The sequence below is a fragment of the Pseudophaeobacter sp. C1-32P7 genome, assembly GCF_041008775.1.
Classification (GTDB): Bacteria; Pseudomonadota; Alphaproteobacteria; order Rhodobacterales; family Rhodobacteraceae; genus Phycobacter; species Phycobacter gallaeciensis_A.
Window position 1 is genome coordinate 246,644 of record NZ_JAXGFR010000005.1, and the last position, 16,693, is coordinate 263,336.

18 protein-coding genes are annotated in these 16,693 nt (G+C 62.7%); 5 read left to right on the top strand and 13 right to left on the bottom strand.

Features of this window, described 5'->3' with window-relative positions:
* Nucleotides 1-41 precede the first annotated feature (41 nt).
* On the top strand, nucleotides 42-695 hold the full coding sequence (locus SM763_RS09720; RefSeq protein ID WP_368998380.1) for a peroxiredoxin: 654 nt from the start codon (nucleotides 42-44) through the stop codon (nucleotides 693-695).
* A gap of 49 nt (nucleotides 696-744) precedes the next feature.
* Here the strand turns inward: SM763_RS09720 and SM763_RS09725 are convergent, their stop codons facing one another.
* From SM763_RS09725 to SM763_RS09740, 4 genes are all read right to left on the bottom strand, one after another.
* The gene (locus SM763_RS09725; protein WP_368998381.1) at nucleotides 745-1,257 is read right to left on the bottom strand and encodes a P-loop nucleotide/nucleoside kinase family protein; all 513 of its coding nucleotides are present in this window, start codon (nucleotides 1,255-1,257) and stop codon (nucleotides 745-747) included.
* A gap of 189 nt (nucleotides 1,258-1,446) precedes the next feature.
* Nucleotides 1,447-2,160 (bottom strand): glycosyltransferase family 25 protein, encoded by a 714-nt coding sequence (locus SM763_RS09730; protein WP_368998382.1) that lies wholly within the window; start codon nucleotides 2,158-2,160, stop codon nucleotides 1,447-1,449.
* A gap of 119 nt (nucleotides 2,161-2,279) precedes the next feature.
* The gene (pnp, locus tag SM763_RS09735; protein ID WP_368998383.1) at nucleotides 2,280-4,421 is read right to left on the bottom strand and encodes a polyribonucleotide nucleotidyltransferase; all 2,142 of its coding nucleotides are present in this window, start codon (nucleotides 4,419-4,421) and stop codon (nucleotides 2,280-2,282) included.
* A 196-nt stretch (nucleotides 4,422-4,617) separates the two neighbouring features.
* Nucleotides 4,618-4,875 (bottom strand): DUF6525 family protein, encoded by a 258-nt coding sequence (locus SM763_RS09740; RefSeq protein ID WP_065271820.1) that lies wholly within the window; start codon nucleotides 4,873-4,875, stop codon nucleotides 4,618-4,620.
* A gap of 130 nt (nucleotides 4,876-5,005) precedes the next feature.
* On the opposite strand from SM763_RS09740, the gene SM763_RS09745 reads away from it, so the two are divergent.
* Nucleotides 5,006-5,890 carry an aminoglycoside phosphotransferase family protein gene (locus SM763_RS09745; RefSeq protein WP_368998384.1) on the top strand — a complete coding sequence of 295 codons (885 nt, stop codon included), beginning with the start codon at nucleotides 5,006-5,008 and terminating at the stop codon, nucleotides 5,888-5,890.
* Between the two features lie 18 nt (nucleotides 5,891-5,908).
* Here the strand turns inward: SM763_RS09745 and SM763_RS09750 are convergent, their stop codons facing one another.
* The 8 genes from SM763_RS09750 to rbfA form a co-directional block, all read right to left on the bottom strand.
* Nucleotides 5,909-6,316: a GFA family protein gene (locus SM763_RS09750; protein ID WP_368998385.1), complete on the bottom strand. Its 408-nt coding sequence runs from the start codon at nucleotides 6,314-6,316 to the stop codon at nucleotides 5,909-5,911.
* A 185-nt stretch (nucleotides 6,317-6,501) separates the two neighbouring features.
* Complete coding sequence (gene rpsO, locus SM763_RS09755) at nucleotides 6,502-6,771, bottom strand: 30S ribosomal protein S15 (RefSeq protein ID WP_019295116.1); 270 nt, start codon at nucleotides 6,769-6,771, stop codon at nucleotides 6,502-6,504.
* Nucleotides 6,772-6,940: 169 nt separating this feature from the next.
* Complete coding sequence (locus tag SM763_RS09760) at nucleotides 6,941-8,143, bottom strand: GTP-binding protein (RefSeq protein ID WP_368998386.1); 1,203 nt, start codon at nucleotides 8,141-8,143, stop codon at nucleotides 6,941-6,943.
* Between the two features lie 104 nt (nucleotides 8,144-8,247).
* A complete protein-coding gene (locus SM763_RS09765; protein ID WP_368998387.1) occupies nucleotides 8,248-9,372 on the bottom strand; it encodes a calcium-binding protein in 1,125 nt (374 codons plus the stop codon).
* A gap of 124 nt (nucleotides 9,373-9,496) precedes the next feature.
* Nucleotides 9,497-10,003: a DUF1643 domain-containing protein gene (locus SM763_RS09770; RefSeq protein WP_065271814.1), complete on the bottom strand. Its 507-nt coding sequence runs from the start codon at nucleotides 10,001-10,003 to the stop codon at nucleotides 9,497-9,499.
* 44 nt (nucleotides 10,004-10,047) lie between these two features.
* Nucleotides 10,048-10,956: a tRNA pseudouridine(55) synthase TruB gene (gene truB / locus SM763_RS09775; protein ID WP_368998388.1), complete on the bottom strand. Its 909-nt coding sequence runs from the start codon at nucleotides 10,954-10,956 to the stop codon at nucleotides 10,048-10,050.
* Between the two features lie 127 nt (nucleotides 10,957-11,083).
* Entirely contained in the window at nucleotides 11,084-11,824 is a 741-nt protein-coding gene (locus SM763_RS09780) for a phosphodiester glycosidase family protein (RefSeq protein WP_490363278.1), read from the bottom strand.
* Nucleotides 11,821-12,216 (bottom strand): 30S ribosome-binding factor RbfA, encoded by a 396-nt coding sequence (rbfA, locus tag SM763_RS09785; protein WP_368998389.1) that lies wholly within the window; start codon nucleotides 12,214-12,216, stop codon nucleotides 11,821-11,823. Before rbfA ends, SM763_RS09780 begins: the two co-directional genes overlap by 4 nt.
* Before the next feature lie 105 nt (nucleotides 12,217-12,321).
* On the opposite strand from rbfA, the gene dapB reads away from it, so the two are divergent.
* Nucleotides 12,322-13,131: a 4-hydroxy-tetrahydrodipicolinate reductase gene (gene dapB, locus SM763_RS09790; protein ID WP_274829845.1), complete on the top strand. Its 810-nt coding sequence runs from the start codon at nucleotides 12,322-12,324 to the stop codon at nucleotides 13,129-13,131.
* A 68-nt stretch (nucleotides 13,132-13,199) separates the two neighbouring features.
* Here dapB and SM763_RS09795 read toward each other — a convergent pair whose 3' ends face one another.
* A complete protein-coding gene (locus SM763_RS09795) occupies nucleotides 13,200-13,400 on the bottom strand; it encodes a DUF1674 domain-containing protein (protein WP_368998390.1) in 201 nt (66 codons plus the stop codon).
* 121 nt (nucleotides 13,401-13,521) lie between these two features.
* On the opposite strand from SM763_RS09795, the gene SM763_RS09800 reads away from it, so the two are divergent.
* The gene (locus tag SM763_RS09800; protein ID WP_368998391.1) at nucleotides 13,522-14,796 is read left to right on the top strand and encodes an RsmB/NOP family class I SAM-dependent RNA methyltransferase; all 1,275 of its coding nucleotides are present in this window, start codon (nucleotides 13,522-13,524) and stop codon (nucleotides 14,794-14,796) included.
* Between the two features lie 145 nt (nucleotides 14,797-14,941).
* Nucleotides 14,942-16,684: a heparinase II/III family protein gene (locus SM763_RS09805; RefSeq protein WP_368998392.1), complete on the top strand. Its 1,743-nt coding sequence runs from the start codon at nucleotides 14,942-14,944 to the stop codon at nucleotides 16,682-16,684.
* Nucleotides 16,685-16,693 lie beyond the last annotated feature (9 nt).

Genomic DNA, 16,693 nt, shown 5'->3' on the forward strand with positions numbered 1-16,693 from the left:
ACGTATTGAAAACTGAATATGAACGCAGAGAGGAGACCGTCATGGGTTTGCGCATCAACGATGTGGTTCCGAATTTCACCGCCGAGACCGATCAGGGCACCATCACCTTCCACGACTGGATCGGGGACAGCTGGGCGATCCTGTTTTCCCACCCCAAGGATTTCACCCCGGTCTGCACCACTGAATTTGGTGCCGTGGCGCAGCTGTCCGAGGAATGGGCCAAGCGCAACACCAAGGTGATCGGCGTGTCCGTTGACGGTGTCGAGGACCACAAGAAATGGAAAGGCGACATTGAAAGCTATGCCAAAACTCCGGCAGGCTTCCCGATCATCGCGGACGAAGGGCTCGCCGTGTCCAAGGCCTTTGACATGCTGCCCGCCGAAGCCTACCTGCCCGATGGCCGCACGCCGGCCGACAGCGCCACCGTGCGCTCGGTCTTCATCATCGGCCCGGACAAGCAGCTGAAACTGTCGATGACCTACCCGATGTCGGTGGGCCGCAACTTTGCCGAGATCCTGCGCGCGCTGGACGGCCTGCAAATGACCACCGGCCACGGCGTTGCCACCCCTGCCGACTGGATGCCAGGTCAGGATGTGATCATCCCGCCGACCGTGTCGAATGAAGACGCCAAGGCCAAGTTCGGTGAGTTCGAAACCATCTTCCCCTACCTGCGCAAGACCAAAGCGCCGGAATAAGTCGGAAGACCATTTTGAAGTTCAGCAAGGGGGCCGTTTGGCCCCTTTGTCATTTCGGGGGCGTGTCTTTGGGCGCGGAGTGAATCACGATATTGAACCCCTCCTGCGGCGTGGGCAGGGCAAAGTGTTTCGAGAACTGGTGAAACTGTTCTTCGGTTGCCGAGAACGGATGATCCCCACTGGCATTTCGCGCACGCAGCCGGGCAAGGCAGACTTCTTCCGGGACATCCAGCACATGCAGTTGATGGTCTGCACTAGTCCTGTCGAGAATGCCGCGTATCCAGGTGCGTTGCTGGATCGTATTTGCGGCGAAATCCAGCACTACGGAAACCCGTGCGTTGAGCAGGTCGATGACATGAGGCGCCACGGTCTCGCGTAGCCGCGCGGTGCAACGCAGGTAATCGGTTCCGGTTTCTATCTCGCCGCGGAAGAGAGTGTTCAGCCATTGGTCCTCGGCAATGCGTACGGCCTTGTCTTCGCGCGTCAGGTGATCGGCGAGAGTGGATTTGCCAGAGGCGATCTTGCCGCACAGCATGTGCAGCGTCGGAAGTGTTTGAGACATTTCAGAAACCCTTGAAAGCGCGCAGATTCCAAGTGGCGCGCATGTCTTGTTCAGCGTTCGACCACCCGGCCCGATTGTCAGGCCGGGACGGTAATTCGCGCGCAGCGCGGCAGGGGCAATGTCTGAACAAGGGGTGTCATGCTGTGCCTCATCGCACAGTCCCGGGTTTGGATCCAGTCTGCTGGACCCTCAGGCAGTTTGCGGGCGTGCTGCGACCTGGGCCCGGTAAAGCGTGCGCTTGAATTCACGCGCAAGCTTGCTGCCCTGTTTCTTTTTCTGGATGGTCGATCCGCCCAGTGCCTCGGTCAGCTCGCTGACGCCATTGGGCAGGATGGTATAAATGGTCTGGCCGTGGATCCAGTGCATCTGCAGGAAGGTATCGACAGGTCGGTCGATGGTGGTGCTGGCAGCCAGAAGGTTCGCCGCCGCGTTGCGCCCCACCACCTGTGCCACGGTCTGAAGGCCGATGACGCGGGGCAGGAACAGCTTGCTGTCGCCCGCTTGGTCGATGATGGCGGCGGGGCTTTCGCGCCGTTTGGCGGGCAGGCGGATGAAGCTGTCCGCATCCGCGTGGGCCTCGACTAGCGACAGGGCCGTCTGCCATGCCTCCGGATCGACCGAGAGATCATCCTCGACGATCAAAGCATACTCCCAGCCCGCATCCACGATTCGCTGCCAGCAGCTACGGTGTGACAGGAAGCAGCCGACCTCTCCTGGTGACAGGGGAAAGGGGTAGCGCGGATCATGCACATCGCCGTGACGCGTCGGATGCACATGGTGACTCACCGCAGTCCGGCCATTCACCGCTTCGGCCACCTCGGCATTCGGCAGTGTATAAAGCAGATGTTCGACATTTGCGCCGCGTTTGCTGTTGCCGGACATGTGGATGATCAGGGTGTGCATGGTCAGATCCATATCGGGGAACGCGCTGAGGGGGAAGGCCGCAGCTCCTTGAACGGCGCTGACAGAAAAGGCCCCGCCGTTGCCAGCGGGGCCTTTCTTGTTCGAAGCGAGGCTGCGGATCAGTCTGCGGCTTCTTCTTTCTTTTCAGGCGCGGCGGGCTCGCCGGTTTCCTGATCGACGACTTTCATCGACAGGCGCACCTTGCCGCGGTCGTCAAAGCCCAGCAGCTTGACCCAGACTTCCTGGCCTTCCTTCAGAACGTCCGAAGGATGGTTCAGGCGGCGGTTCTCGATCTGGCTGACGTGCACCAGACCGTCACGCTTGCCGAAGAAGTTCACGAAGGCGCCGAAATCGACGATCTTCACGACCTTGCCTTTGTAGATGGCGCCTTCTTCCGGCTCTGCCACGATCGCGTGGATCATGTCATAGGCCTTCTGGATGGCCTCGCCGTTGGAGGAAGCGATCTTGATCACGCCGTCGTCGTTGATGTCGACCTTGGCACCGGAGGTTTCCACGATTTCGCGGATGACCTTGCCGCCCGAACCGATCACTTCACGGATCTTGTCGGTCGGGATGTTCATGGTCTCGATGCGCGGCGCGTGGACGGAGAACGCGTTGGTTTCCGACAGGGCCTTGGACATCTCACCAAGGATGTGCATCCGGCCGTCCTTGGCCTGGGCCAGGGCTTTTTCCATGATCTCGGGCGTGATGCCTGCGACCTTGATGTCCATCTGCAGCGAGGTGATGCCGTTCTCGGTACCTGCAACCTTGAAGTCCATGTCGCCGAGGTGGTCTTCGTCACCCAGGATGTCGGACAGGATCGCGTAGGAGCCGTCGTCTTCGAGGATCAGGCCCATGGCCACACCGGCAACCGGTGCTTTCAGCGGAACGCCTGCGTCCATCATCGACAGCGAGCCACCGCAGACCGACGCCATCGAGGAGGAACCGTTCGATTCGGTGATCTCGGAGACGATCCGGATGGTGTAGGGGAAATCGGTTGCCGCGGGCAGAACCGCCTGCAGCGCACGCCATGCCAGCTTGCCGTGACCGATTTCGCGGCGGCCGGGGCCACCCACGCGGCCAACTTCACCAACCGAATAGGGCGGGAAGTTGTAGTGCAGCAGGAAGTTGGATTTGAAGTTGCCGTGCAGGGCGTCGATGAACTGTTCATCATCGCCGGTGCCCAGCGTGGTCACGACCAGACCCTGGGTTTCACCACGGGTGAACAGGGCAGAACCGTGGGTCCGCGGCAGCAGGCCGGTTTCCGAAACGATGTCGCGGATCTCGTCGGTCTTGCGGCCGTCGATACGCTTGCCGGTTTTGACAACGTCACCGCGCAGAATGCCGGCTTCCAGTTTCTTCAGAGCAGAGCCGAGGTTGGAATCTTCCAGCTGTTCTTCGCTCAGCGCTTCCTTGATGGCTTCGCGCGCGGCGGCAACAGCGGCGGTGCGCTCCTGCTTGTCCGAGATCGCAAAGGCGGCGCGCATCTGCTCTTCGCCAGCGGCTTTGACCGCTTCATACAGCTCGGAGTAATCCGGTGCGGCAAAGTCAAACGGCTCTTTGGCGGCTTCTTCAGCCAGCGAGATGATCAGGTCCAGAACCGGCTGGATCTGCTCGTGGGCAAAGTTCACGGCGCCCAGCATTTCTGCTTCGGACAGCTCGTAAGCTTCGGATTCCACCATCATCACGGCGTTCTTGGTGCCGGCAACAACCAGGTCGAGGCGCTGATCGGGGTTCAGGCGCAGGTCCTGCATGTCGTCGACGGTCGGGTTCAGAACGTATTCGCCGTCCTCGAAACCAACGCGGCAGCCGGCGATCGGGCCCATGAAGGGGGCGCCGGAAATGGTCAGCGCAGCCGAGGCAGCGATCATTGCGACGATGTCAGGGTCATTGACCAGATCGTGGGACAGCACGGTGCACATCACCAGAACTTCGTTCTTGAAGCCGGGGACGAACAGCGGGCGGATCGGACGGTCGATCAGACGGGCGGTCAGGGTTTCCTTCTCGGTGGGGCGGGCCTCACGCTTGAAGAAGCCGCCGGGCACTTTACCCGCGGCGTAGTATTTTTCCTGGTAGTGCACGGTCAGGGGAAAGAAGTCCTGGCCGGGCTTTTGCTGGCGGGCAAATGTGACGTTTGCCATAACCGAGGTTTCGCCGAGGGTGGCAATCACAGAGCCATCTGCCTGGCGGGCAACCTTGCCGGTTTCCAGTGTGAGCGTTTCCTCGCCCCACTGCATTGATTTCTTCGTAACGTTGAACATGTCAGCATCCTAAGTGGGAGCACTCCCAGGCGTATCCCGGGTCTCCCGTTGTCATGGCGGCCCCATTGCCGCCGGCCCCCTCCATCTTTCTTTCGAGCGCCGGGGCCATGGCGCAACGTCTCAGATGCCCGGCCTATACATCACTTTGGCCCGGAATGAAAGAAAAACAGCTCGTGGAGACCTACAGGAAGGAGGTTCACGCCTCTGCGGCGCGTTTCAGCATTGCGGCCTCAACAGCGGCAAGGCGTGCAATGGCCTGCCGGTCGGTTCCGCCATCCTGTTTCACCTTCATCCAGATGCTGCGGCAAGAGCGCGGCGACCACGGCAGGGCGGCCTCTTGCATCCAGGCCCGCAGGCTGGGCGGTAAGCGGTCATACTCCGTCATCGCATTTCCGGTACGTTTGCGGATGGGCAGGCCGGTGGCGCCCAGATTGCGGCGTCGCGGGTGTGGCATAGGTGTCCTTCGAAATGCTGATTTAGTATGTAATAACATATCAAATTGAAGCGGCAAGCTGCCGGTACTTCGGGACCCGGATCGCGCCCTTTCCTTGCCGGTGGGGCTATCGGGCGGTTAGCTTCGCCTGATGAGCAAAGACACGGATGACATTGCAATCAGCGACGCGATGGTCGGCGATATCCTTGCGACCGAGGTGCCGCAATGGGCTGGCCTTCCGCGGAGGCGCATCGAATCGTCTGGGACGGACAATTGCATGGTCCGTATCGGGGAGCAGATGGTTTTAAGGGTTCCGCGCCGGTGGTCGGCGACTCAGTATCTGGCCAAGGAGTTGGACTGGCTGCCGCGCCTACAAGGTCTGCCGCTTGCGGTTCCGGTGCTGCGGCACCGCGGCTGTCTGCGGGATGATCTGCCCTTTGGCATATTCGACTGGATCGAAGGGGATCTCGCAACCCCCGCAAAGATCGCAGACCCGGTTGCGGCGGCGCAAAGCCTTGCGGATTTGCTGACGGCGCTGCACCGGACCGACACGGAGGGCGCACCCGTTGCGGGGGATAGCAACAATAGGCGTGGCGTCGCGCTGCAGGAACTGACCCACGTGGTGCATCCGGCCATCGACATCCTCAAAGATGAGATCGACGCAACGCGCGCACGTTGCCTGTGGGACGCGGCCTGCGATGCCGGGTTTCAGTACCGACCCGTCTGGCTGCACGGGGATCTGAAGGCGGACAATCTGATTGCCCTGGATGGTACCTTACGGGGGGTGATCGATTGGGGCCTGTCGGCAGTTGGCGATCCCGCCGTCGATTATGCGGGGGCCTGGACCTGGGTGGACCCTGCCGCCCGCACCGCGTTTTGCGACCGGCTGGAACTGGAGGACAGGACGTGGGAACGGGCTAGCGGCTGGGCGCTCTATTGTGCGGTCATTGCCCTCAGTTTCTATCGTGGCGGCAAGAATGAGGCGCTGTGCCGACAATCACGGCTGACCCTGTCCCGGCTGGATCTACTGCGCTAGGTGAATGGAGAGGATCGGTTAGCCGGGAAGCCCATCGATGGTTTCCACAGTCACAATCGCATCGGTCCAGGCCGCGCGGCTGGCGTAGCAGATGCGGGCCGTGGGCCGGATAGGGATTTCACTGTCCAGCGCACCTGCGGGCACGACCAGCAGGGCGCCATCCATCTGAAGCGTCGGCAGCGCTGATCCGCAGTCGGTGCAAAAGCTTTTGACGTGCTGTGTTTCAGGCAACTGGAAACTCTTGACCCTGTCCCGCCCGGTTAGCCATTCAATCTCTGCCTGGGTGGAAAACAGATTGGCCGCATGCGCGGACCCGCTGTCCTTGCGGCAGCGCGCGCAGTGGCACAGGAAGAAGCTTTCGAATGCGCCGCGGATGTGAAACCGGACAGCACCGCACAGACAACTTCCCGAGGTCGGGTGTTCCATATTTCTGGTCTTTCATTGTCTGAGCTGGGAAAGCGCGCTTCACACGCAGTGAAACCCTACATCATGTGTCGGCAGCCCGTAAACGAGGGCTGGCGGTGGGCCGACCACATCCCGTCCGGTTCCCGCCAATAAAAACGCCCGCTCCTTTCGGAACGGGCGCATGCATCGAAATGCAAATGTCTCGCTTAGCGGCGGATGCCCAGGCGCTTGATCAGGTCCTGGTAACGGGCCTCATCCTTGCCTTTGGTGTAGTCCAGCAGCTTACGACGCTGAGCAACCATCTTCAGCAGACCACGACGACCGTGGTTGTCTTTCTTGTGGGTCTTGAAGTGCTCGGTCAGGGTGTTGATGCGCGAGGTCAGAATGGCAACCTGGACTTCGGGCGAACCGGTGTCGCCTTCCTTGGTTGCGAATTCTTTCATCAGGCGTGCTTTTTCTTCAGCAGTAATCGACATCGGGGTCTCCTTTGAAAAGGTTAGAGAAATGGCGCAGGCCGGGATGTCGTCCAGCACAGGCCCATGGAGAAGTCCGCCGCGATTCCACGGCAGATGCGGGCGTATAGGCGGTTTTGCGGCGAAAAGCAAAGGAGATGTCGCCGGTTCCCGGTTTTTCGCCCTTGGGCGTTCAGGCCCGGCGCCAGCGCGGGAAAGGATCGGGTAGATCCTTCAGCCTCTCCAGCGCATCGACATCGGGAACCGCCATCAGGCAGGTCTCCAGCTGCGCCTTCAGGGATGGCCAGTCGATCCCGCTGCCGATGAATACCAGTTCCTGCCTGCGATCACCGAAGGGGTCCTGCCAATGCGCCTGCAGGTATTCCTGCGCCTGGGCATGAGTGGGCCTGCGTTCTTCGGGAACTGTGGCCCACCATGTCCCCAGCGGGGCAACGCTGGACAGGGCACCGGCAAGCGAGAATTCCGCCACCCAATCGGGGCGGGTGGCAATCCAGAAATGCCCCTTGGCGCGGATCACGCCGGGCAGGTCCGCATTCAGAACCCGGTGGATTGCCACCGGATCAAAGGGCGCGCGGGCGCGAAAGACGAAGGACTGGATATCATATTCATCGCTTTCGGGCGTGTGATCGGCAAAACCATAGAGTTCCTTGGCCCACATCGGGTGCTCATGCGCGGTTTCAAAATCGAACAGGTGGGTATCGAGGATATCGTCGGGCGCGACCTGGCTGTGATCCAGCTCGATAATGCGGGCATCGGCGTTGATGCTGCGGATGATCTTGCGCGCGGCATCGGTGCGGGCTGGGCCTGCGTCCGTGACCTTGTTGAGGATCACCACATCGGCAAATTCCATCTGATCGGTCAGCAGGTGGACAAGGCTGCGGGTATCCGCTGCTCCCATCGTCTCGCCCCGGTCGCCAAGCTGATCGTGGCTGGAGAAGTCATCCGGCAGGTTCACCGCATCGACCACGGTCACCATGGTATCCAGCCGCGCGACATCGGACAGGCTGACGCCAGCCTCATCGCGGAAATCAAAGGTGGTCGCCACCGGCAGCGGTTCGGATATGCCGGTGGATTCGATCAGCAGGTAATCGAACCGGCCCGTTTCCGCGAGACGGCGTACCTCGGTTAGCAGATCGTCGCGCAGGGTGCAGCAGATGCAGCCGTTGGACAGTTCCACGAGGGTTTCTTCGGTCTTGCTCAGCTCGGGCGTATTGGCGCGCACCAGATCGGCGTCGATGTTCACCTCTGACATATCGTTGACAATCACGGCGACGCGGCGCCCGTCGCGGTTGTTCAGCACCCGGTTCAGCAAGGTGGTTTTGCCCGCACCGAGAAATCCGGACAGCACTGTGACGGGAAGGCGAGAATCCTGCATGGTTTGCTCCAAATGTTATGTTATGACATAACAATCACGAGAGAAGCAAAGGCGCAACCCTGCAAGCCGTCTATCCGTGCCGGTTCAGGCCGCAAGCGGATCGGTCAGCTGGGCAGCAGGTCGGCGAAGGTCGGATCGTTCACATCGACCAGTTGAATGTCCGAGGCCGATAGCGGCGCGGCACCACTCACGCGCAAGGCCTCGGCGCCGTTCACGCGGATTACCTGCTCGTCCGGGGCATCGGGATCTTGTTCCACGGTGATCTCCGGCTCCGATTCGCTGCCGGGGGACCAGAGAACCATGAGTTGGTCCTCTTCGGGATCATAATCGACCAGTTCGACAGGGGGCTGGTCGCCATCCGGGGCTCCGCCGATATCTCCGGCCATGATCAGATCGGCGCCGCTGCCCGCAGTGACGATATCCCCGGCTCCGGCAACCAATGTGTCATCGCCATCGCCCCCGTTCAGGAAATCGCTGGTGTCATCGTCATCGGCGCCCCAGACCAGATCGTTGCCCCGGCCACCGAACAGCGTGTCGTTCTGGGTGCCACCGCTCAGCGTGTCATTGCCATCGTTGCCATGCAGCGCGTCGCTGCCTTCGCCGCCGCTCAGCACGTCGTGACCCTGGCCACCGTGGGCCACATCCTCGGCGCCGCCGCCGGTCAGGGTGTCATTGCCGAAGTGACCATACAGCGTGTCATCGCCATCCTCGCCAGCAATGTGATCGTCGCCGTCTTCACCATGCAGCAGATCACGTCCCCAGCCACCCGCAAGCGTGTCATCGCCGTCGCCACCGTGCAGGACGTCATGGCCGCCGTCGCCAGACAGGGAGTCGTCACCTTCGTTGCCGTCCAGCTGGTCATCGCCATCGCCACCGAACAGAATATCGGCCCAATCGCTGCCGGTCAGCAGTTCGGGTTCATCGGTGCCGGACAGGTTGAGCCCATCCGTGGCACTGTCGGTGCCGTCCCCGGTTTCGTCATCGGTGGACGTCCCGGTGTCGCCGCTGCCACTGGCAGAGCCGTCATCTGTAGCGGTGCTGTCCGGATCGTCGGGGTTCAGAAATTCGGAAGGCGGCACGATGACGGCTCCGGTGTCCTCACCGGAGCCTTCGCCCGCTGCCTCATCCGAGTCGTCGGTGTCGTTCAGATCGTCGTCACCGCCGCTGAAATCCACAAACATGGCCCCGCCAACAGCCACAAGACCAAAAAGGCCGGCCAACCAGAGCATCGGCCCCACTCCTTACGCAACAATTTTCTATCCCTGAGTATACTCTAGCACAATTAAGGATTTGCCTCAAAACAAACCGGGAACATCGGTTAACGAAATAATACCGGGGTCGGCGCCTTTGGGATCATGCCCAGGGTTGCGGCTGCTGGCTGTAGGCGATGTAAAGCGGGTGTTTCGGATGGCCGTGTTTGCTGAGGCCAAGGTGAAACAGAGGCTGTCCGGTGGCCCTTAGCGCATTCTCAATGCGGGGACCTTGATCGCGGTGGGCGCCATGGGTGCCCCAGGCACAGATGATCTGATCGGCCCACTCCGCGCCGGACAGGATCGCGGCCTCATTCTCCGGCCCCTCGGGATCCTTGGCGGCGCGCATCACCCGCGGGTCAGTGGCGCGGATGGCAAAGATATTGGTGGCCCGGAAGCCGCCAAACCCCAACGTGCGCGCCCGTCTTTCGCAGCGTTCGATGGTCGGGTCGTTCTGCACCTCGGTCGCAGTCGAAGGGTTCAGCATCACGAACATCACCTTTTGCCCATCCGGATCCCAGATCCGGGTCAGGCTGTAGCGATAGGTCTCGCAATCCGAATAGACGGCGGTGGAGGGCGCATCGCCCTTGGTATGGCTGCGGGTGATCATGGGGCAGGGATGCCACGCTGCCCCCAGAGGGGCAAGCGCGGGCGTTACTGGTTGAAGACGCGGCTCGGGTGCAACTCACCGGATTTGTAGATGCCGACGGCGACAGCCTTTCCGTCAATCGAGGCCCAGGCCTCGTCGCCGTACTCCACATCCGAGGCCAGCACCATGCCCGGGTTGCCGTTGCGCAGGCGGGTGGCGCCTTCGGGCGTGCATTTCAGCTCGGGGAGGTCAGCCAGACCTTCCTCCAGCGGGCGCAGATGGGTGTCGAGTTCCGGCGTGCGCTCCATCCGCGTGATCTCTTCCAGTGACAGACCATCGGCAGCATCAAACGGCCCGGACCAGATCCGGCGCAACTCTTTGACGTGGCCATGACAGCCGAGCGCGGCGCCCAGATCCCGGGCGATGGAACGAACGTAACCGCCCTTGCCACAGGTCATTTCCAGCACCACGTGATCGGGATCGGGGCGGTCCACCAGCACCAGTTCCTCGACCCACAGGGGGCGGGCGGCGATCTCGAAATCCTCGTCGCCATCGCGGGCAAGTTTATAGGCACGCTGCCCGTCGATCTTCACGGCCGAGAATTTCGGCGGCACCTGCATGATCTCACCGATGAATTGCCCCAGCGCGGCCTTGATTTCCTCGTCGGAAGGGCGCGCGTCGCTTGTCGCGATCACCTCGCCCTCGGCATCGTCGGTGTTGGTCGCCTGCCCCAGCCGCACGGTAAAGGTATAGGCCTTCAGCGCGTCGGTGATATAGGGAACCGTCTTGGTTGCCTCACCCAGGGCCACGGCCAGAACACCCGTCGCCTCGGGGTCGAGCGTGCCCGCATGGCCGGCCTTCTTGGCCTCAAGCGCCCAGCGCACCTTGTTCACGACAGCGGTCGAGGTCAGCCCTGCGGGCTTGTCCACCACCAGCCAGCCGGAAATATCGCGCCCCTTGCGTTTGCGTGCCATGCTTGGTCCTCGATGATGCTGAAAGAGGCGCGCGGGGTAGCGCAGCCAGAACAGCCTGTCAATTGTGCCGGGTCTGTTGTGGCGCCATTTCTATGCCCCGTCTATGCTCAGGCGGGCTGCACGGCGGTTATTCGACGACGCCCACCACCGGCCCCATCGAGAAACCGGCATCCGACCGGCCCAGCTGGGGCGCGTGCAGGCGCGAAATATTGCCGTCAAAGTACAGCGCATTGGGCAGTTTCAGGTAGTCGCGGAATAGGCTGCCGAATTGGTGAAACGTCACCGCATTGCGCGAGATGACAAAGACCGCGCGCTGCCCGTCTGCCGAGGTGCCGACACCGTTGCGCACGTAGTAGGAGGTCGAATCCGGCAGGAACCGCGGGTGCAGATCTCCGTCGATCACCAGCATCGGCCCCGACTGGGTGGCATCGCGACAGCTGACGCCGCTGTCGCGAAATTTCAGCGTTTCGATCACATCGGCGCGGGTCTCATTGATGCAGAAGACACCATTGGGCAGCAGGCCGAAATTGCCGGGGCCCGCATTGGGGACAAGCCGCATTTCCTGCTGGCCATCCTCGACATAAAGCCCGACCGGAGAGCGGTCGGCGTGATACATTCCGGCATTGGTGGCAAAGGAGAGGGACCTTCCCTCTTTGCCGAGGTCGGCATCGATGGCGGCAAAATGGCCGTAGGGTTTCCCCTCCGCATTGCGCAGGAACAGCCGCAACTCTTCCTTGCCCGCGTCCACTTCGCAGATGGTGTAGCGGCTGCCATCATAAGAGGCGTCACGGCATTCGACGGCTGCGGCGACAGAGGCCGACAACCCCAGGCAAAAGGCGGCAAGCGCAACTGCCGCCCGCAGGATCAATCGTCGATATCGCGGCGCACCGCGTCCTGGTTCAGCATCCGGCGGGTGTCATCCATCTGATCAAAGGTCTGATCCAGCTGGAACCGCAGATCCGGCGCGTATTTGAGGCCGAGCTTCTTGCCCGCCATGCGGCGCAGCTCACCCTTGTTGCGGGCCAGTAGCTTCAGCACCTCGTCCTGCCCCTTGCCACCGAGCGGCAGCACATAGGCGGTGGCGATCTTCAGGTCGGGTGAAATGCGCACCTCGCCCACCGTGATCGACATGCGGTTGAGTTCGGGGTCATGCACATCACCGCGCGCCAGCACCTCGGACAGGGTGCGGCGGATCAGTTCGCCGACGCGCAGCTGACGTTGAGAGGGGCCGGGGCGATCGTGGAATTTGTTCTTTGCCATATCTTCGATCTATGCCGAAAGCTGCCCTTTGCCAAGACGTGCGCAAGACGGTAGGACAAAACCAGCAAAAGAACGAAGCGCCAGCCAGCGAAAAGGATCGGGCCAATGACTCATAAACCGGGGATCGTGATTACCGGAGCATCCGGGCGTATGGGGCAGATGCTGATCAAGACGGTTCTGGACAGCGACAAGGCGACCCTTGTCGGTGCGGTGGAGCGCGGCGGCCACGACTGGGTCGGCCGCGACGTGGGGGAAGCAATGGGCGGCGTGCCTGTGGGTGTCACCGTCACCGATGACGCGCTTGAGGCTTTTTCCAAGGCGCAGGCGGTGATCGATTTCACCGCGCCTGAGGCCACGTTGGAATTTGCGGCCCTCGCTGCACAGGCCCGCGCCGTGCATGTGATCGGCACCACCGGCATGACGGATGAACAGATCGCCCAGCTGGCGCCCGCCGCGCGTCACGCGGTGATCGTACGTGCGGGCAATATGTCCCTGGGCGTGAACCTTCTAGTGCAGCTGACCAAGAAGGTCGCCGCTGCGCTGGACGAGGATTTCGATATCGAGGTGATCGAGGCGCACCATCACCACAAGGTCGACGCGCCTTCCGGCACTGCGCTGATGCTGGGCGAAGCCGCCGCCGAAGGGCGCGGTGTGAAACTCGCGGATGTCTCGGACCGGGGCCGCGACGGTATTACCGGTGCGCGTAAACGCGGCGATATCGGCTTCACCGCGATTCGCGGTGGTGACATCGTCGGGGAGCATGACGTGCTGTTCGCCGGTGCCGGAGAGCGCATCGTGTTGCGCCACATGGCCACCGACCGCGCCCTGTTCGCGCGTGGCGCGTTGAAGGCGGCGCTGTGGGGGCAGGACAAATCCCCCGGTGAATACGACATGATCGACGTGCTGGGACTTTAAGCCGTCACTTTTGGGCTGTCATGGTGCCGCCCCCAAGCTGAACAAGGGGCGGCGCAGTCCGCTGCCGATCAGAAATCGATGGCGATGCCCTTTTTCTCCCAATCGCCATAGCGCGCCGGGTCAGGGCCGTCGCGTCCGCCAAGCTCGGTCGGGGGTGATGCCTTGGCAGCTTCGGCCTTGCGGCGCTCTTCGGCTTCGGCCAGTGCGCGTTTGGCTGCGGGGGGCAGGTCTTTTTCTGCGGGGCCTTCCGGCGTGGTCTCGTCGCTCATCGCGGGTTCCTTTATGCTTGGGCCATGATATACGCCCCTGTCCGGCGGGAACAAGCCGCCGAGACGCAAAGCCCTTCTGATCCCATGCTGGCTCTACGCCGCCATAGAAAGCCGAGACCCGATGTCCGACAAAGCCCCCGATGCGCTGCAGGCCCGCAGAACCACGATCTATCTTCTGGATCAGGTGCTGGGTGAGGGGCGGCTTCTGGCTGAATGTTTTGCGGCGGGTGCCCTTGAAAAACTGCAGCCGCAGGACCGCGCCCGCACCCAGCGGCTGGCGTTGGAAGGGCTGCGCAGCCTGGAGCGTGCCGATCGGATCCTGCAGAAGCACTTGAAAAAGAAACCGCCGCTGACGGTGATGAACGCGCTGCGCCTTGGCACGGTCGAGCTGTGCTCGGGCGGGGCCGCCCACGGGGTGGTCAATGCCATGGTGACCATCGTGTCGAAACACCGCCGCCATGGTCAGCTAAAGGGCATGGTCAACGCGGTGCTGCGCAAGGTTGCCGATCAGGGGCCTGCGGAATGGGCCAAGCTGCGCATTCCCCGCCTGCCGAACTGGCTGCGCAAGCCGCTGGTGCAGGCCTGGGGCGCTGAGGCGGTGCTGGGCATGGAGGCCGCGCATTTTGCAGGCGCGCCGCTGGATATCACCGCCAAACCCGGTGCGGACCTGTCGGCGCTGGGCGGGGAACTCCTGCCCACCGGATCGCGGCGCCTGTCCGATGCTGGTCAGGTTTCGGCCTTGCCGGGGTATGAGGCCGGGGACTGGTGGGTGCAGGATGCAGCCGCAGCGCTGCCCGCGCAGATGCTGGATGTGCAGCCCGGCGAACGGGTGTTGGATCTCTGCGCCGCACCGGGCGGCAAGACCATGCAAATGGCCGCAGCCGGGGCGCAGGTGACCGCCGTCGATGCCTCTGCCGGACGGATGGAGCGCCTGCGCGAAAACCTTGCCCGCACCAGGCTGAGTGCGGATCTGATTGTGGGTGATGCACTGGAGCAGACCGGGCAATTCGATGCGGTACTGCTGGATGCACCCTGTTCGGCCACCGGAACGATCCGGCGCCACCCGGATCTGCCCCATGCCAAGGATGGCAGCGAATTCGGCGGGCTCATTGAATTGCAGGCGCAGATGCTGGCCCATGCCTGGGAGCTGGTCAAACCCGGCGGGCGCATGGTGTTCTGCACCTGCTCCCTGTTGCCGGATGAGGGCGAATGCCAGGTCGAAGAGGCGCTTGAGATGTTTCCGGACATGACAGCCGACCGTGAGTGTTTTGACGGTCTGGGCACCGATCCGGCCTGGATCACCGAGGAAGGCGGCTTGCGCCTGCGTCCGGATTACTGGGCGGATCGGGGCAGCATGGATGGGTTTTACATGGCGCTGTTGCGCAAGGCGGGCTGACCTTTCTCCCACCGGAACGTGCTTTGATTTTGCCCGGCGGGGCAATTCCGCCGGTGCCGCCGGAGGGTGTCGCATTCGTCGGTGACTTGAACCCCTCCCCGGGTTATGCTGCGCCCAAAACGCCAACGGCGTGAGGCAGAAGAGCATGTCCAGATACGATAGAATGGCGGGGCGCAGCACCCGCCTGCTGAACCGGTTATATGCCTGGCGGGCGCGCAAGCAGCCTGCGGCGACGGGATTCGTATCGCAGCCTGAACCCCGCACCATTGGCAGCTTTGCCCGCGGCCGGCAGCTGGTGGCGGGGAACCTGCTGCTGGCGGGGTATCTGGTCGAATCGACAACCACCGGGCTTTGGGAAGTGACGGCGCCGGACGCCGCCTTTGACGCCGAGCGGCACGGTTTTGCCTGGCTCGACGATCTGGCGGCGGTCGGCGATATCAAGGCCCGCGTCAAGGCGCAGAACTGGGTCTGGGGTTGGATCAAGGCGCACGGGCGCGGCTCGGGGCCCGGTTGGTCGCCGGATTTGACGGGACGGCGCGTGATTCGATGGATCAACCATGCGATTTTCCTGCTGAACGGCAAGGAACGTGCGGAATCCGAGGCCTTTTACCGCTCACTATCGCAACAGACATGGTTCCTGGCCCATCGCTGGCAGGGGGCCACGCCTGGCCTGCCACGATTCGAGGCGCTGGCGGGGCTGATCTATGCGGGGCTTGCCCTTCAGGGGCAGGAGGCGCTGGCTGATCCCGCCATCCGTGCCCTGAGCGCAGAATGCGACCGGCAGATCGACGCGCAGGGCGGATTGCCGACCCGCAATCCCGAAGAACTGCTGGAGGTCTTTACCCTGCTGACCTGGACTGCCGCGGCCCTGCACGAAGCCGGGCGCAGCGTGCCAGCGGCGCAGACCGCGGCCATTGAACGGATTGCGCCAACGCTGCGCACCCTGCGCCACAGCGATGGCGGGCTGGCACGGTTCCACGGTGGCGGCCGGGGGCTGGAAGGCTGGCTGGATCATGCGCTGGCGGCCAGCCACGTATCGGCGCGCCCGGTCGAAGGGTTGGCGATGGGCTATGCCCGCTTGTCGGCACGCCGGACCTCGGTGGTGGTTGACGCGGCCTTGCCACCGCAGGGGCGGGCCTCGGCTAACGGTCATGCCTCCACCCTTGCCTTTGAACTGACCTCGGGGCGGCGGCCTTTGATCGTCAATTGCGGCTCGGGAGAGACCTTTGGTCTGGAATGGCGCCGCGCCGGGCGGGCCACACCATCGCATTCGACCCTGTGCCTGGAGGGCCATTCCAGCGCCCGGCTGGCACCGCCCAGCCGTGGCACCGGTCAGGAAGAACTGGTTGGCGGCCCCACCGACGTGCAGATTCAGCTGGAGCAGCTCAGCGATGGCAGCCGGTTTCAGGGCGGACACGACGGATACGCGCGCGAATTCGGTCTGACCCACGCGCGCACGCTGGATCTGGGATTTGACGGGCGTGCGCTGGCGGGCGAAGACATGCTGGTAGCGCTGGATGAGGCGGCCGAGCGGCGCTGTTCAAAGGCGCTGGACAGCCATGGAGAACGCGGGATCGGCTTTGATATCCGCCTGCATCTGCACCCGGAAGTGGATGCAACCCTTGACTTGGGCGGCGCGGCGGTATCCATGGCGCTCAAGAGCGGCGAAATCTGGGTTTTCCGCCATGACGGCACCTGCGAATTGAAGCTGGAGCCGGGCGTTTACCTGGAAAAGACCCGCTTGAAGCCGCGTGCGTCAAAACAGATCGTTCTATCTGGCCGGGTCATCGACTATGCAACCCGCGTCCGGTGGACGCTCAGCAAGGCACAGGAAACTGCCGAAGCCGTGCGCGACCTGAACCGGGACGACCCCGAGATTTTTGATTGAGCCTGCAAA

Coding starts and splice junctions, on each gene's coding strand:
- SM763_RS09720 (WP_368998380.1), top strand. CDS start 42: ATGGGTTTGCGCATCAACGATGTGGTTCCGAATTTCACCGCCGAGACC.
- SM763_RS09725 (WP_368998381.1), bottom strand. CDS start 1,257: ATGTCTCAAACACTTCCGACGCTGCACATGCTGTGCGGCAAGATCGCC.
- SM763_RS09730 (WP_368998382.1), bottom strand. CDS start 2,160: ATGCACACCCTGATCATCCACATGTCCGGCAACAGCAAACGCGGCGCA.
- pnp (WP_368998383.1), bottom strand. CDS start 4,421: ATGTTCAACGTTACGAAGAAATCAATGCAGTGGGGCGAGGAAACGCTC.
- SM763_RS09740 (WP_065271820.1), bottom strand. CDS start 4,875: ATGCCACACCCGCGACGCCGCAATCTGGGCGCCACCGGCCTGCCCATC.
- SM763_RS09745 (WP_368998384.1), top strand. CDS start 5,006: ATGAGCAAAGACACGGATGACATTGCAATCAGCGACGCGATGGTCGGC.
- SM763_RS09750 (WP_368998385.1), bottom strand. CDS start 6,316: ATGGAACACCCGACCTCGGGAAGTTGTCTGTGCGGTGCTGTCCGGTTT.
- rpsO (WP_019295116.1), bottom strand. CDS start 6,771: ATGTCGATTACTGCTGAAGAAAAAGCACGCCTGATGAAAGAATTCGCA.
- SM763_RS09760 (WP_368998386.1), bottom strand. CDS start 8,143: ATGCAGGATTCTCGCCTTCCCGTCACAGTGCTGTCCGGATTTCTCGGT.
- SM763_RS09765 (WP_368998387.1), bottom strand. CDS start 9,372: ATGCTCTGGTTGGCCGGCCTTTTTGGTCTTGTGGCTGTTGGCGGGGCC.
- SM763_RS09770 (WP_065271814.1), bottom strand. CDS start 10,003: ATGATCACCCGCAGCCATACCAAGGGCGATGCGCCCTCCACCGCCGTC.
- truB (WP_368998388.1), bottom strand. CDS start 10,956: ATGGCACGCAAACGCAAGGGGCGCGATATTTCCGGCTGGCTGGTGGTG.
- rbfA (WP_368998389.1), bottom strand. CDS start 12,216: ATGGCAAAGAACAAATTCCACGATCGCCCCGGCCCCTCTCAACGTCAG.
- dapB (WP_274829845.1), top strand. CDS start 12,322: ATGACTCATAAACCGGGGATCGTGATTACCGGAGCATCCGGGCGTATG.
- SM763_RS09795 (WP_368998390.1), bottom strand. CDS start 13,400: ATGAGCGACGAGACCACGCCGGAAGGCCCCGCAGAAAAAGACCTGCCC.
- SM763_RS09800 (WP_368998391.1), top strand. CDS start 13,522: ATGTCCGACAAAGCCCCCGATGCGCTGCAGGCCCGCAGAACCACGATC.
- SM763_RS09805 (WP_368998392.1), top strand. CDS start 14,942: ATGTCCAGATACGATAGAATGGCGGGGCGCAGCACCCGCCTGCTGAAC.